Source organism: Sorangium sp. So ce185 (assembly GCF_051526825.1).
Taxonomy (GTDB): Bacteria; Myxococcota_A; Polyangia; order Polyangiales; family Polyangiaceae; genus Sorangium; species Sorangium cellulosum_D.
The window spans coordinates 5,287,717-5,302,398 of the sequence record NZ_CP150316.1 but is presented as its reverse complement, the minus strand read 5'-3'; the positions used below and the strand labels follow the sequence as shown (position 1 = coordinate 5,302,398).

The window sequence follows — 14,682 nt, the reverse complement described above, 5'->3', positions numbered from 1 at the left end:
GAACGCCCGTCTCCGGCAGCGCGCCGGACGCGGGCGGAGCCCGGCGGGCGCTCCATGTAGCTATCGCGACCACCGTGACCGACCTCCACGCGAGGTCGTTTGATCAAACGGATCGATCCGCTCGATCGAAGGATCACATCGCGCGACCCGCGCGAGGCTCACCCCGGTGCCGGCGCTCACATCTTCGGAAGCCGCGGGGTGAGGCGCACGCGGAGGGTCGACGGAGGGGGCGAGCCGATGATCGACAGCACCACCGACGGCCCGTCGTCGGGCGACCAGGACGCGCTGCCGGTCACCCTCCCGTCGGCCACGCAGCCGAGGAACTGCTCCGCGGCCTTGCACTCGTCCGGGATCACGAAGCTGCGCTGAGCCGACTTGCCGAACATGCGGATCAGCGCGGCCTCGGTGGCGCGGAACGACGTGACCCAGCCCTGCGCGTCCTCCGGCGGGCGGACGACGAGCTCGACCGCCGAGAGGCGATCGTCCTCGAACGCGAGCTCCGCCGACGCGCCGGCGATGCTCTCGGTCGGGGTGCCGCTGCAGCGGGCGACGCCGTCTTCCTCCTCGCTCCACGTGTGCCCTGCCGCCTCGCAGGCCGCGAGGGCGGTCGCCCTCGCGGCGCCGAAGACGAACCCGAACGCCTCCAGCGGCGCGGGCGGCGCGGCCGGCCGGGCGCGCTCGGCTCGCGCGGCCGCGCGCTTCGGCGTTGCGCCCTCCTCGCCGCCTACGGCGATGAGGCGATTGTGCGCTTCGACGGCGCTGTCCATGCTGCTGAAGGACCAGATCGTGAGCGGGATGTTGACGGCGATCGCCGCGGCGCCCACGCCCGCGAGCGGCCACAGCGGGTCGCGCTCGCCCGTCATCTCCTGCGAGAGGGGCACGCCGATCAGGAGGCCTCCGGCCGCGGAAACGAGCGACCCGAGGAGCAACAGCGCGTGCGCGCGGCTCACGTGGGGCGCCGCCTCGGGCTCCTTCGCGAGCCATTCCTGGACGCCGCTGATGGCCTCTCCATCTTGCGTGTACCGCACGTCGAAGAACCCTGTGTGGAGCTCGATCGGTCGGCTCGGGTCCATCTTCCGCTGAGGCGCGACGCACCCCAGCCCATGGAGCGCCAGCGCCACCGTCATCCACGTCATCGCTTTCATGCCGTTGCCTCTCTTCTCGAGCCCACGCTGCCTCGCCTCGCCGCTCACAGGGCTTTAGGGTCGCCCGCCCGGCGGGTCGAAAGCGCCGAGGGCGCGCTCTGACGCCGTGTCTTTGCGGCGCCCGGCAAGGGGTCGCGGGGTCGCGAGGAACACCTCTGGCACGGGCTGTGCCAAGCGGGACTTGCGATGGGTACGGGCCGCAGCGAGGATGGGGCGATGCCCAGACGGCGGTGGTGGACGTGGGCGATGGTGATGGGCGCGATCGGGGCGGGCCCAGCCTGCGCGTCCACCTCAGAATTTTACATGACGACTGTAACATCGGATCTCCAAGGCGCGACGTGGAGAACTGCGGAGGTGGATGAAGCAAACCGGTTGACCGCCGAGGCCGATGCGCGGAAGGCGCAGGGCAGGTACGAGGGCGCCATCCCCCTCCTGAAGCGCGCCCTGGCCCTCTACGAGAACGTGCTCGGGACCAACCACCCCACGGTCGCGAAGGCCCTCAGCAACCTGGGCGTGCTGTACCGTGAACGGGGAGACTACGCGCAGGCGGAGCAGCTGCACCGACGTGCCCTGGCCATGCGGGAGAAGGCGCTCGGGCCCGACCACCCGGTCGTCGCCTCGTCGCTCAACGACCTTTCGGTGCTCTACCGCACCAGGGGAGACTACGCGCAAGCCGAGTCGCTCGCCGAGCGCGCGCTGGCCCTCCGAGAGAAGGCCCTGGGGCCCGACCACCCCGACGTCGCCCAGTCGCTCGCCACGTTGGCGGTGCTGTGCGGGGACAAGGGGGATTACGCCCGGTCCGAGTCGCTGCATCTGCGCGCGCTGGCCATCCGGGAGGACGCGCTCGGGGAGGGTCACCCCGACGTCGCTCTGTCCCTCAACGACCTGGCGGCGCTGTACCGCGCAAAGCGAGATTACGCGCAGGCCGAGCTCCTCTCCGAGCGCGCCCTGGCCATCCAGGAGAGGGCCTTCCCGCCTGACCACCCCGCCGTCGCCCTCGCGCTCAACAACGTGGCCGTGCTGTACGGGAAGCGGGGGGATTACGCGCGCGCCGAGCCGATGCACCAGCGCGCTCTGGCCATCCAGAGAAAGGCGCTCAGCCCTGATCATCCCCACGTCGCTCAAACGTTCCACTTCCTCGCGTCGCTGTACCTGGACAAGGGGGAGTACGCGCGCGCCGAGGCGCTCTCCGAGCGCGCCCTGGCCATCCGGCAAAAGGCGCTGGGGCCATCCCACCCCGACGTCGCCCAGTCGCTCAGCAATCTGGCAGCGCTGTACATCGCGCAATCGCGCATCGACGAGGCGGTGAAGACAGCCGGGCTGGCGACGGACATTCAGGATCGCAATGCGGCCGCCGTCCTCGCGACCGGCTCCGAAGATCAAAAGCGCTCCTACATGAGCACGCTGGTCGACCAGACGCATCTGGACATCGCGCTGCACATCCAGCACGCGCCGGCGACGTTGGACGCCGCGCGCCTCGCGCTCACCGTCCTGTTCCGGCGCAAGGGCCGCGTGCTCGACGCCATGACCGGCAACTTCGCTTCGCTGCGCCTGTCGCGCGACCCCGGCGACGGGGCCCTCATCGCGCGGCTCACGTCGGTCTATAGCCAGCTCGCCGCCGAGGTCTCCCGCGGACCGCAGAACGCTCCACCGGCGCAATACCGCGAGAGGCTCGCCACGCTCGAGCAGCAGCGGGAAGCGCTGGAAGCGGAGGTCGGAGAGCGGAGCGCCTCGTTCCGCGCCGAGCAAAAGCCCGTGATCCTGCCCGACGTGCAGGCGGCGATCCCCGAAGGCGCCGCGCTTGTCGAGATCGCGCAGTATCGTCCTTACCACCTCCGCCCCGACACGCGGTCGGGTCACTGGGGCGCCCCCCGCTACGTCGCGTATGTCCTCGGGCCGGGCGGCGACCCCGCCTTCACGGATCTCGGCGAGGCCGCCCCCCTCGAGGCTGCCGTCGATGCCCTCCGCCGCGCCCTCGCCGACCACGATCTCACGCACGACCCCAGGCCGGCCGCCCGCGACCTCGACCGGCTCCTGATGGAGCCCGTCCGAGCGCTCCTCGGCGACACCCGCTGGGTCTTCCTCAGCCTCGATGGCCCCTTGCACCTCGTCCCCTTCGGCGCGCTCGTCGATGAAGAGGGCCAGTACCTCGTCGAGCGCTACCTCTTTTCCTATCTCACCACCGGACGTGACCTGCTGCGCTTCGAGGACTGGAAGGCCGCCTCGCGCGAGCCGCCGCTCATCCTGGCGAACCCGGCCTTCGACGAGAGCAGCGCCCCATCCGCGCCCGACGCGACCCACCGCGGCGTCCGCTCCATCGATATGGTCACCCAGCGGCTCCTGCCGCTCCAGGGCACCGCGGCAGAGGCCCGCACCATCGCCGCGTTCTTCCCCGAGAGCCGCGTGCTCCTGGGCGCGCGTGCCACGGAGGAGGCCGTCAAGGCGGTCCAGGGGCCGCTGCTCCTGCACCTGGCCACGCACGGCTTCTTCCTGCCCGAGCAGCCCGTGCCCGCGGCGCTCCTGACGACCCCCGGGCACCGTCCCACCCTGGCCGAGCTCGCCGCCCTCCGCCAGCGCGAGAACCCGCTGCTCCGGTCCGGAATCGCGCTCGCCGGCTTCAACCGACGCCGGAGCGGCTCCGACGACGGCGTGCTGACGGCGCTGGAGACCGCCGGGATCGATCTCCACGGCACGCGTCTGGTGGTGCTGTCGACCTGCGAATCCGGGCTGGGCGAGGCGACCTCGGGCGAGGGGGTGTATGGGCTGAGGCGCGCGCTGACGATGGCCGGCTCCGAGACCCAGGTGATGAGCCTGTGGCAGGTCGACTCGGGGCGGACCCGCGAGCTGATGCAGGCCTATTACCAGCGGCTCGCGGGCGGCGCCGGCCGGAGCCAGGCGATGCGCGACGTGCAGCTCGCGATGCGGGCCAATCCATCGACGGCGCACCCGAACCTGTGGGCGAGCTTCATCGTCTCGGGCGACTGGCGGCGGATGGAGACCCAGGTGCGCTCGCCGGAGGCCGTCAAGGTCGCAATGGGCCCGCGCGGGTGCGCCTGCGAGCAGACCGGCGGCGAGCCGCACGCGCGCGGCGCCTGGCTGGCCGCCCTGCTCGGGCTCCTCGTCGCGGCGCGGAGGCGCCGCTCACTGCGGGCGTGAACGGCCTGGTTCGGGCGATGGTGGGAGGATGCGATCATGGATGGGTGCAGGAAGACGCGGATGATGGCGGTGCTGGTCGCGGGCGGGCTCGGGCTTTCGTGCGCGGGCTGCTCCTTCGCCTTCAGCCGCGGACCCAAGACCGACCCCAAGGAGACGGGTCCCGAGGCGGCGCTGGACTGCACGGATCACCCATGGTGGGCCATCATGGACATCTCCATCGTGTCCAGCATGGTTTTAACGCTCATCATTCCGGCCGCGACCGAGACCGGGGTTTGGGCCAGGGAATACAAGCCGTACGCCATCAGCCCCGAGGCGGGCGCCCTCGTCGGCGGCGCCGGGATCGTGGTCTCCGGGATCTCGGCGATCCATGGCTTCAACGTCCTTGGCCAGTGCGCGAAGGCGCATCATCGAAAGAAGGAGCTGGGCGAGGGCATGGGGAGCGCGCCTCTGGTTCATGAGGAGCCCCGCCGCGACGCTCGCCCCCCTGCCCCGCCGCCGGGCGCCGCCGGCTTCGTCTTTGGCGAATTGATGGATGAGGCCGCCGCGACCTGCTGGGGGGCCGGGCTCCAGTGGAGCGAGGCCGCGGGCGCTGCCCGTTGCAGCGGCAAGCCCTCCGGGGAGCTCCCGGGCGCCTCGGCGCAGCTCGAGTTCACGGACGGCCGTCTCTCGGCGGTCGAGCTCGTCATCGACCCGGCCGAGGATGCGGCGGGCCTCGCCGGCGCGTTGCGCGACACCGAGGTCGCGTTGGTCCGGCTCTTCGGCAAGCCGGGCCAGCGCAGCTTCGTGATCCCGGACGAGTGCAAGGCCGAGGAGGCGTTCCTCGGCTGTGTGATCGACGGCAGGGTGACCGGCAGAGCGTCGTGGTCGCTCCCCGATGGGCGGACCATGACGCTGTCCATCGCCGGCGCGCCGCCGCCGGCGACGATCCGCGTGCGCATCACCCCGAAGCGGCCGGAGCCTTGAGCTCGAGGCCGGGCGCTATGCCTACGCGCCGTCGCTCGTGCCCCGAGGGCGCGTCGACCGGACGAGCATCTCGTGGAGCAGCCACAGGCCCGCGGCCGTGAGCACCGCGAGCGTGCCGATCGACGGGAGCCCCACGCGCGCGGCGAGCACGCCGCCGATGCTCGGCAGGACCGCGCCGCCGACCATGGCCGCGCTCGCCTGGAACCCGATCGCGTGCGCGGTGTAGGGGCCGAGCCGAGCCGGAGTGCGGGACATCAGCGTCGGGTAGATCGGCGCGAGGCCGAGCCCCGCCAGCATGAGCCCCGCGGCCCCTGGCCAGGCCGGGCCGACGGCGAACAGCGCGGTTCCGAGCAGCGCCACCACCGTGGCCATGCGCAGGAGCCGGTCCGCGCCCACCCGATCGATCGCCACGCCGAGCACGACGCGCCCGACGCCGATGCTGCCCCAGTAGGCGCCCGCCCACACCCCGGCCGTCTCCGCCGCGACGCCGCGCGCCTCGGTGTTGAGCGTGAAGCTCCACTGCCCGAGCATCACCTCGAGGCCCGTGTAGAGGAAGAACACCGCGATCTGCAGCCACACGCGGCGCTGCCGCAGCGCCGCGGCGAGCGGGACGCCCGGCGCCGGCGCCTCCTCCGGGCCTTCGGCGGCCGCGGCCCGCGCGCGGAACGACCCCTTCACCACGGCGAAGGCCGTGGTCAGGAGCAACATGATCGCGCCGATGATCGCGTAGCCCGAGCGCCACGAGCCGGTGGTCGTGAGCGCCGCCGTCGCGATGAGCGGCCCGAGCGCCGCGCCGGCGCAGTAGCAGGCGTGCAGCCAGTTCACGTGGCGCGCGGAGAAGTTGCTCGCCGCGTAGGCGTTGAGCCCTGCGTCGATCGCGCCCGAGCCGAGCCCGGTGATCAGCCCGCAGAAAATCAGCAGCGGCCAGAACGGCGTCGCCGCGTAACCGAGCAAGGCGACCGTGATGAGCCCGCTGCTCAGCGCGAGCAGCTTGCCCACGCCGAGCCGATCCACGAGCTTCCCCGCCGCGACGCTGGACGAGAAATACCCCACGCCCGTCCCGACCAGGAGCGCGCCGAGCGCGCTCTGCGGGAGCCCGAACGAGGCGCGCAGCGAGGGCCACGCGACGCCGAGCACCGCGTCGGGCAGGCCCAGGCTCACGAACCCCACGTAGGTGAGGATCAGGAGCGGCGGCACGCGGGCGGCCTCTCCCCAGGCGCCCCGCTGGCCCTGGATCGACGTGTCTTCCGCGATCTCGGTGGAAGCATGAACGGGCGAGATTGCATGTTTTCCACCCGCCCGCCACCTACGTGAGGGCGGCCCGTTCATGGGCGGAACTGCCGTGCCTGCTCATCCGCCAGGCAGCCAGCCAGCCAGCCCGCGCGCGGCCCCCCACGCTGGCGCGCGGTCGCGTAAGATTGATGCCATGCGAACTTTTCACCCTTTTCTGCCGCTGACGGCGGCCCTGCTCCTCGGATCGCTGCATGCCACCGGCTGCTCGGACGGCTCGTCCGCGGCGGCGGATGGGCCGTCCGGCGCCAGCGACGCGGGCTCGCGCTGCGATCCGTCGGGCGGCGGGCCGCACTGGCTCCTCGAGGGGGAGACCGTGACGTTCCCCGTGGCGTGCGCGACCGGCCTCGCGCTCGCCGGCGACGCGTTCGAGGTCGGCCCGCTCCCCGAGGGCGCCGCCTACGACCCGATCGCGCGCGAGGTGACGTTCTCGCCCGGGCTCGATCAGGCGGCCGTCTACGACATCGAGATCCGCGTCGCGCAGACGTCCGAGGTCGGGCGCGTCAAGGTCGGCGTCGCCGACGCCTTCGCCGATCCGTCGAACGTGCCCGTCGTCGATCCGGCCCGCTACCCCGAGGAGTACGGCCTGCCGGTGCTCTTCCTCTCGCCCGTCCCCAAGGACAAGGAGTACGCCCCGGCCACGGTGATCTACCGCGGCCACACGTACGCCGCGGAGGCGGAGCTCCGCGGCGAGAGCTCGCTCTCGTACCCGAAGCGGAGCTACACCCTCAAGTTCCCCAAGGACGACAAGTTCAACGAGCCCGACGAGGCGGGCGGCTTCACCGATCGTCGCAAGGTCGTGCTCATCACCACGTTCGACGACAACTCCTATGTCCGGCAGCGCCTCGCCTACGACCTCTGGAACCGCCTCGATCCCGAGCACATCCAGGTCAAGACCTACAGCGCCGTCCTGTACCTCGACGGGGAGTACGCCGGGCTCTACACCGTCGCGGATCACATCGACGGCTACCTGATGGAGGACCACGGCTACCCGCAGGACGGCAACCTCTACAAGGCGGTCAGCCACGACGCGAACTTCGCGTTGATCGACCACGCCGGCGAGAAGAAGGAGACGCTGCACGACGGCTTCGAGAAGAAAGAGGGGGCGCCGGCCGAGGGCGAGCCCGGGGCGTTCTCGGATCTCGACGATCTCGTGACCTTCGTGTCCGAGTCCGACGAGGCCACGTTCGCCGCCGAGATCGGGGCGCGGATCGATCTGCGCGACTACGAGGACTGGTGGATCTTCGTCACGTTCATCATGGCCAACGACTCGGCCGGAAAGAACAGCTACCACTACCGCGATCCGGCGTCGGACGGCGTCTTCCGCTACGCGCCGTGGGACTTCAACGCGAGCTTCGGCCAGTCGTGGGAGACCGAGCGCGAGCCGGCCTCGGAGCGCGTCGAGTACCGGGACGCGAACCTCCTCTTCGAGCGCCTCCTCGAGGAGCCCTCGATCGGCGACCCGCTGCGCGCCCGCTACGGGCAGGTCCTGCGCGGCGCCTTCGCCGAGGCCGAGATCCACGCGATCGTGGACGGCTACGTGGAGCGCATCGACGCGAGCGCGCGCCGGGACGAGGCGCGGTGGGGCGAGGCGTACCGGAGCTACGACGGCTGGAGCGGGCGCGACGACTTCACGACGTACGAGGAGGAGATCGCGTACCTGAAGGCGTGGATCTCGGAGCGGTGGCAGCACCAGGACGAGCTCTACTGAGCGACGCGCGGCGGGCGGCGCGGCCCGCCCACGCCGCGCCGCCGCGCCGCCGGCAGCGGCGACCCGTGGCGCTCCCGGCGCATCCGTGAGACCTTCGCGGCGCCGCGCCCCGAGGGGGCGGCGCGCGACCGGAGATCATGAAATCGAAGAGCGTCCTCGTCATCGGGCTCGGCCGGTTCGGCACGTCGGTCGTCGAGACCCTCTGGAAGAACCGGGCCGAGGTCATCGCGGTCGACAACAACCCGGAGGCCGTCGACGCCGTGAAGGACAAGACCTCGGCCGCGTTCGTCGGCGACGCCACCGTCCACAAGGTGCTCGAGGGGATCGGCGCGCAGTACGTGGAGACCGCGATCGTGACCTTCGGCGAGCACTTCGAGCCGTCGGTGCTCTGCGTGGCCTCCCTCGTCCGGATGGGCGTGCGCGAGATCATCGCGCGCGCCGCCACCGATCGCCAGGCCGACATCCTGCGCGCGGTGGGCGCGACCCGCGTCATCCAGCTCGAGACCGAGATGGGCCGCCGCGTCGGCGCCGACATCACCATGCCGCTCGCGCAGGACCTCCTCGACCTCGCGAGCCATTACCGCGTCGTGCCCTGGAACGCCCACGGGCCGCTCGTCGGACAGACGCTCGCCGGCTCGAAGATCCGCCAGCGCTACCGCATCAACGTGCTCGGTGTGCGGCCGCACACGAACAAGCTGCCCGGCGACAAGCCGCGGCTCGAGGCACCCACACCGGACTACGTGATCCGCGACGGCGACACGCTGCTGCTCGTGGGCGACAGCGACGACGTGAGCCGGTTCGTGGCCGAGGTCGGCGGCTGATCGCGCCGCGGGCCGCGCGCCGCCCGCGGGCGCGGCGCGCGCGGCGGCCGATGTGTGAAGCAACGTGAAGCACGGTCCTGGCTGCGCGATGCGTCTTTCCGCCTCGGCCTCGCCATGCAAGAGGGCGGGCCGCATGCCTTCCACAGCGTCCTCCGTGATGCGCCTCGTCGTCTCGGAAGCGCTGCTGCTCGCGGTCGCGATGACCGGCAGCGCAGCGCGCGCGCAGCCCGCCGGCGCGCCCCCCCCAGAGCCAAATGCCGCCGAGGGCGACTCGGGCGGCGCCTCGGTCCCCCGCGGCGGCGCCGGCGCGGTCGTCGTCCCTCAGCCGGGCACGCCCCCGCCGGCGCCCGCCGCCGTCAGCCCGCCGACGCTGCTCAAGTACTCCCCGCCCGCGTATCCGATCGAGGCGCAGCGCGCCGGCGTCGAGGGCAGCGTCATCCTCAAGCTCGACATCGACAAGACCGGGCGCGTCACCAAGGCCGAGGTCGCGACGCCGGGCGGGCACGGCTTCGACGAGGCCGCGCTCGCGGCCGCGCCCGGCCTGGAGTTCGCGCCGGCGCGGCGCCCGGACGGCACGCCCGCGGCGGCGCGCATCCTCTACCGGTACGCGTTCACGCTCACGCCCAGGCCCGCCGACGCGGCCGCGCCGGCGCCGCCCGCGGACGTCGAGACGGTGGTCGGGACCGTCCTGTCCGCGGGCACCGGCGAGCCGCTCCCGGACATCGCGGTCACCCTCGTGCGCCCCGACGGCGGCCGCGAGGAGGCGAAGACGGACCAGGGCGGCAAGTTCCGCTTCAAGAACCTCCCCCCCGGCAAGTACCGGGTCGAGGTCGCCGCCGCGGGGTTCGAGCCGTTCGCGGCCGAGGAGGAGATCGCGGCCGGCGAGGCGATCGAGGTGCGCTATCGCATCGCGCTCGCCGCGCCGCAGGACGGCAAGGCGCCGGGCATCGAGGTGACCGTGCAGGGCGAGCGCCCGCCGCGCGAGGTGACGCGGAGGACGATCGAGCGGCGCGAGATCGACCGCATCCCCGGGACCGGCGGCGACGCGCTGCGCTCGCTGCAGAGCCTGCCGGGCGTCGCGCGCAGCGGCTTCGGGCTGCTCATCGTGCGCGGGTCCGCGCCCCAGGACACGCTCACGTTCGTCGATCGCACCCCGGTGCCGATCATCTACCACTTCGGCGGCCTCTCCTCGGTCGTGCCGACCGAGATGCTCGAGAAGATCGACTTCTATCCGGGCAACTTCAGCGCCGTGTACGGCCGCGCCATGGGCGGCATCGTGGACGTCGGGCTCCGCTCGCCGAAGCAGGACGGCAAGTACCACGGCGTCGTCCAGCTCGACCTCATCGACGGGCGCGTGCTCCTCGAGGGCCCCGTCCCGTTCCTCAAGGACTGGACGTTCATCGCCGCGGGCCGCCGCAGCTGGGTCGACGCGTGGCTCGGGCCCGTGCTCAAGGAGGCGGGCTCCAGCGTCACGCAGGCGCCCGTCTACTACGATTACCAGTTCGTCCTCGAGGGCCGCCCCTCCGCGAGCGAGCGCGTGCGCGCGAGCTTCTACGGATCGGACGACGCCTTCAAGATCACGCTGGACAAGCCGCCGGAGGACGAGCCGGCGCTGACGGGCGATTTCGGGCTGCACACCGCCTTCCAGCGCTTCCAGCTCAGCTACGAGAACCGGATCGGGAGCCGGGATCGGCTCCTGTGGTCGATGGCGCTCGGCCGGGACATCGCCGACTTCGAGATCTCTCCCCTCGCCTTCAACGTCGTCTCGACGTCGCTCGACCTGCGGCTTGAGCTCTCGCACAGGTTCGCGCGGTACCTCACGATGAACGTCGGGACCGACCTCTCGGGCGGCGTCGCCACGGTCAACATCCGCGCGCCGTCGCAGCAGCCCGCCGGCCACCCGTCGAACCAGCCGTTCTCGACGTACCCGTTCCAGGACCGGTCGTTCGACGGCGCGTACTCGCGGCCCGCGGCGTATGCCGAGCTCGAGGTCGTCCCCTCGTCGCGGGCGCGGATCGTCCCCGGGGTGCGGGTCGACTACGCGCTCGATACGCAGACGCTCGACGTGAGCCCGCGGGTCAACGCGCGCTACGACATCCGGCCCGGCTTCCCGCGGACGACGGCCAAGGGGGGCGTGGGCCTTTATTATCAGGCGCCGCAGTTCGCGGAGAGCATCGAGCCGTTCGGCAACGCGGAGCTCAAGTCGAACCGCGCCGTGCATTACGGCCTCGGCGTGGAGCAGGAGATCACGCCGCAGGTCGAGGTGACGCTGGACGGGTTCTACAAGCAGCTCGATCGGCTGGTCGTCTTCTCGCCGGAGAAGGACGACTACGCCAACGACGGCACCGGATACGCGGTCGGCGGCGAGCTCTTGTTGAAGTACAAGCCGGACGAGCGCTTCTTCGGCTGGGCGGCGTACACCCTCTCGCGGTCGGTGCGCAAGGACGGCCCCGACGAGGAGGAGCACCTCACGCAGTTCGATCAGACGCACGTGCTCACGGTGCTCGGGAGCCTGCGGCTCGGCCGGGGCTGGGAGCTGGGCGCGCGCTTCCGGCTCGTGTCGGGCAACCTGCAGACGCCCTATGTCTGCGATCCGGAGGAGAAGGGGTGCAATCCGAACCGGGTGAACGCGATCTACCACGCGTCCTCTGCGAGGTATTCGCCGATCCCGCTCGGGGGTGATTACAGCGAGCGGATGCCGCTGTTCCACCAGCTCGACATCCGCGCCGACAAGACGTGGAAATTCAAGAGGTGGCAGCTCGGGCTCTACCTCGACATCCAGAACGTCTACAATTACATGGCGGCGGAGGGCATCAGTTACAACTTCAACTACACGCAGCGGGAGTACGTGACGGGGCTCCCCTTCCTGCCCACGCTCGGGCTGCGAGGAGATTTCTGATGAAACGGACCGCACCGCCCGCTCGTCGCGCGCTGCTCGCCGCGCTCTCGACCCTGGCCGTGGGCATCCCCTGCTGCGCGGGGAGCGACATGGCCCCTTCGTCCGAGGTGAAGGGGCTCCGCGTCCTCGCGGTGACGGCGGACAAGCCGTACGCGGCGGCGGAGGAGCTCGTGACGTTCCGGATGACGTACGCCGACGCGAAGGGCGCGGAGGGCGGCGCGCCGCGGAAGGTCGAGGTCACGTGGGTGGGCGGCTGCGTGAATCCGCCGGTCGGGGTGGACGAGCACCTCGGGTGCATCCCGCAGTGGCTGGGCACCTATGCGGCGGGAATCGTCGCGAATCCGGGCGGTGCCGGCGGCGACGGCGGCAGTGGTGGCGCCGGCGGCAGCGGCGACGGCGGCAGCGGCGGTGCTGGCGGCGGCGGTGGCGGTGCCGGCGGCGGTGGCGGTGCCGGCGGTGCCGGCGGCAGCGGCGGTTCCGGTGGCGGTGGCGGTGCCGGCGGCGATGGCGGCAGCGGCGGTGCCGGCGGCGACGGCGGCAGCGGCGGCGGCAGCGACGAGGAGCGCACCGTCCCCTTCGCGCAGCAGGAGATCGGTCCGGAGAAGAGCGGCGAGCCCGATGCGGTCTCGTTCACGTGGAAGCTGCCCAAGGAGATCCTCAAGGACGCGAGGCCCACCGAGACGGGGACGGTGTACTCGTCGGCTTACGTGCTGTTCGCCGTGTGCGCCGGCACGACACGCGTGGCGTCGGCGCCCGAAAAGGCGGGGTTTCCGCTGGAGTGCGTCGGCGACGACGGGACGGTGCTCGGTCCGGACAGCTTCGTCGTGGGCTACACGCAGGTCTACGTCTTCAAGAAGGAGCGGCTGAACGCGAACCCGCCCATCGACGACTTCACGCTGAAGCTCGATGGCAAACCCGTCACTCCGGGCGAGGACGGTGTGCCCGTCGTGAAGCGGTGCGTTCGGTCGGAGGAGCAGGCCCAGGGCTGCGGCCGGACCGAGCCGGCAGAGGACGAGTGCACGACCTACGAGATCGAGGCCGTCGTGCCGGCGGAGGCCGCCGAGGTGGACGAGGAAGCCGCCGGCCTCGGCGGTCCGCCGGCGCGCGAGGCGATCTGGGTCGACTACTACACGGACGGGGGCGAGTTCGACGGGGCGCGCCGCCTGGTGAACGACACGACCGGCGCCTCCCGCGGGGGCAACGGGACCACGTGGACGCCGCCCTCGGAGCCGGGGCGCGTGTCGCTGTGGGCGGTGGTTCACGACACGCGGGGCGGCGCGAGCGTGAGGCGACAGGAAGTGCAGGTGGAGTGACGCCAGGACCACGCCGTCCCGCGCGAGGAGCGGGTCAGCCCTCGGCGGCGGTCAGGCGCACGCGGAACGGCGCAGGGTACCCGTGGACGCGCGGCAGGGGGTCGATCGCGCTGGGGACGCCGGCCCGCAGCAGCTGTTTGACGGCGAGCGAGATGTGCAGGATGGCCACGTACTTGCCGTGGCACGTGTGGATCCCTGACTCCCAGAACAGGTAGTTCTTGCTCGGCAGGCGCCCCGGCCTGAACTGGTCCGGGGCGTCGATGTGCTCGTGGTCATGCATCGCCGAGGCGCTGCAGGCCATCACCAGCGCGCCGGCGGGGATCTTCTCCTCGTGCCGCGTGCCGCGCCCGACCGTGTAGTCGCGCACGCAGAGGCTGGTGACGCCGGTCGACGGGGGACGGAAGCGCAGCGCCTCCAGCACATAGCCGGTGATGGCGGCGTCGTCCTCGACGTTCACCACGTTGAGCGCGTCGCGCAGGACGCGCGGGCGCTTCATCAGCTCGACAAGGGCGTTGACGATCGCGCCGCCGCTGAGGTCCACGCAGCCCATGAGCAGCCCCAGGATCACGTCGCGGATCCCCTCGTCGCTCTCGTAGGTCTCGGGGACCGCCTGCATGAGCAGGTAGCGGTCCAGCACCGACGGTTGCTCTGGCGGGGGCGACTTCGCCAGCTGCTTCTTCCGCGCGGCGACGATCGCGTCGATCAGCGGCAGCGCCTCCTGGCGAGCGGCCCTCGCCGCCGCCACGGCCGCCGGGTCGTTGGTCGGGTTGAGGAAGATCTCGTGGAACAGCGCGTGGGTCCACGCCACCACCTTCTCCGTCGGGATCTCGCCGACGCCGAGGTACCGGGCCATCGCGCCGGCCGGCACCCTGAGCGCGTAGTCGCCGGTGAGGTCGAACGGCTTGTCGACGCCGACCTTGGCGAGCAGCCGGTTCGCCTCCTCCACGACGATCTGACGGTAGCGGGGCAGATCGGCGCGCGGGAACGCGAGGCGCAGGAGCGACTTCTCGTGCTCGTACTTGGGCGAGTCGTTCATCGCCAGGATGTTCTGGCCCACGTTCTCGACGAGCTTGGGCGCGATGTTGTCGACCGAGAAGACGTCGTTGGCGTTGAGGACCTCGACGACGTCGTTGTACCGGGTCACGAGCGTGATGGCCGGGATGGAGAAGATGGGCTTCTCGCGCCGCAGCTGGCTGAGGAACGGGAGCGGCTCCTCCCTCAGCCACTTGAAGACCATGCCGGCCTCGATCTGCTTCCGCTTGACCGGATCGTTCTCGTTCGACAGCGCGCTGTGGAGGGCCTGCAGGTAGTCGAAGGGCGGCGCCTTGGCAGCGTCCGCTCGCCCGTCTTCTTCGATGTGAATGCTCATGAGGCGAATTCCTTT

General features: G+C 71.6%; 9 protein-coding genes. 6 read left to right on the top strand and 3 right to left on the bottom strand.

The window, feature by feature from the left end; all coding sequences use genetic code 11:
* Positions 1-176: 176 nt before the first annotated feature.
* Positions 177-1,145 (bottom strand): hypothetical protein, encoded by a 969-nt coding sequence (locus WMF26_RS19455; protein WP_438001539.1) that lies wholly within the window; start codon positions 1,143-1,145, stop codon positions 177-179.
* A gap of 354 nt (positions 1,146-1,499) precedes the next feature.
* On the opposite strand from WMF26_RS19455, the gene WMF26_RS19450 reads away from it, so the two are divergent.
* The gene (locus WMF26_RS19450) at positions 1,500-4,301 is read left to right on the top strand and encodes a tetratricopeptide repeat protein (protein WP_438001538.1); all 2,802 of its coding nucleotides are present in this window, start codon (positions 1,500-1,502) and stop codon (positions 4,299-4,301) included.
* A gap of 60 nt (positions 4,302-4,361) precedes the next feature.
* The gene (locus WMF26_RS19445) at positions 4,362-5,264 is read left to right on the top strand and encodes a hypothetical protein (protein ID WP_438001537.1); all 903 of its coding nucleotides are present in this window, start codon (positions 4,362-4,364) and stop codon (positions 5,262-5,264) included.
* A gap of 21 nt (positions 5,265-5,285) precedes the next feature.
* Here WMF26_RS19445 and WMF26_RS19440 read toward each other — a convergent pair whose 3' ends face one another.
* The gene (locus WMF26_RS19440; RefSeq protein WP_438001536.1) at positions 5,286-6,461 is read right to left on the bottom strand and encodes an MFS transporter; all 1,176 of its coding nucleotides are present in this window, start codon (positions 6,459-6,461) and stop codon (positions 5,286-5,288) included.
* A gap of 229 nt (positions 6,462-6,690) precedes the next feature.
* On the opposite strand from WMF26_RS19440, the gene WMF26_RS19435 reads away from it, so the two are divergent.
* The 4 genes from WMF26_RS19435 (at position 6,691) to WMF26_RS19420 (ending at position 13,298) form a co-directional block, all read left to right on the top strand.
* On the top strand, positions 6,691-8,265 hold the full coding sequence (locus tag WMF26_RS19435) for a CotH kinase family protein (RefSeq protein WP_438001535.1): 1,575 nt from the start codon (positions 6,691-6,693) through the stop codon (positions 8,263-8,265).
* Between the two features lie 137 nt (positions 8,266-8,402).
* Positions 8,403-9,086 carry a potassium channel family protein gene (locus WMF26_RS19430; RefSeq protein WP_020735879.1) on the top strand — a complete coding sequence of 228 codons (684 nt, stop codon included), beginning with the start codon at positions 8,403-8,405 and terminating at the stop codon, positions 9,084-9,086.
* Positions 9,087-9,219: 133 nt separating this feature from the next.
* Positions 9,220-11,985, top strand: coding sequence for a TonB-dependent receptor domain-containing protein (locus WMF26_RS19425; RefSeq protein WP_438001534.1), 2,766 nt, complete (start codon positions 9,220-9,222; stop codon positions 11,983-11,985).
* Positions 11,985-13,298, top strand: a complete 1,314-nt coding sequence (locus WMF26_RS19420; RefSeq protein WP_438001533.1) for a hypothetical protein — start codon at positions 11,985-11,987, stop codon at positions 13,296-13,298. Before WMF26_RS19425 ends, WMF26_RS19420 begins: the two co-directional genes overlap by 1 nt.
* Before the next feature lie 34 nt (positions 13,299-13,332).
* Here the strand turns inward: WMF26_RS19420 and WMF26_RS19415 are convergent, their stop codons facing one another.
* The gene (locus tag WMF26_RS19415) at positions 13,333-14,667 is read right to left on the bottom strand and encodes a cytochrome P450 (RefSeq protein ID WP_437947648.1); all 1,335 of its coding nucleotides are present in this window, start codon (positions 14,665-14,667) and stop codon (positions 13,333-13,335) included.
* Between the last annotated feature and the right edge of the window lie 15 nt (positions 14,668-14,682).

What these genes read in the sequence shown, in the direction of transcription:
- WMF26_RS19435 (WP_438001535.1), top strand. Translation starts at nt 6,691, where the DNA reads ATGCGAACTTTTCACCCTTTTCTGCCGCTGACGGCGGCCCTGCTCCTC.
- WMF26_RS19415 (WP_437947648.1), bottom strand. Translation starts at nt 14,667, where the DNA reads ATGAGCATTCACATCGAAGAAGACGGGCGAGCGGACGCTGCCAAGGCG.
- WMF26_RS19420 (WP_438001533.1), top strand. Translation starts at nt 11,985, where the DNA reads ATGAAACGGACCGCACCGCCCGCTCGTCGCGCGCTGCTCGCCGCGCTC.
- WMF26_RS19455 (WP_438001539.1), bottom strand. Translation starts at nt 1,145, where the DNA reads ATGAAAGCGATGACGTGGATGACGGTGGCGCTGGCGCTCCATGGGCTG.
- WMF26_RS19445 (WP_438001537.1), top strand. Translation starts at nt 4,362, where the DNA reads ATGATGGCGGTGCTGGTCGCGGGCGGGCTCGGGCTTTCGTGCGCGGGC.
- WMF26_RS19430 (WP_020735879.1), top strand. Translation starts at nt 8,403, where the DNA reads ATGAAATCGAAGAGCGTCCTCGTCATCGGGCTCGGCCGGTTCGGCACG.
- WMF26_RS19425 (WP_438001534.1), top strand. Translation starts at nt 9,220, where the DNA reads ATGCCTTCCACAGCGTCCTCCGTGATGCGCCTCGTCGTCTCGGAAGCG.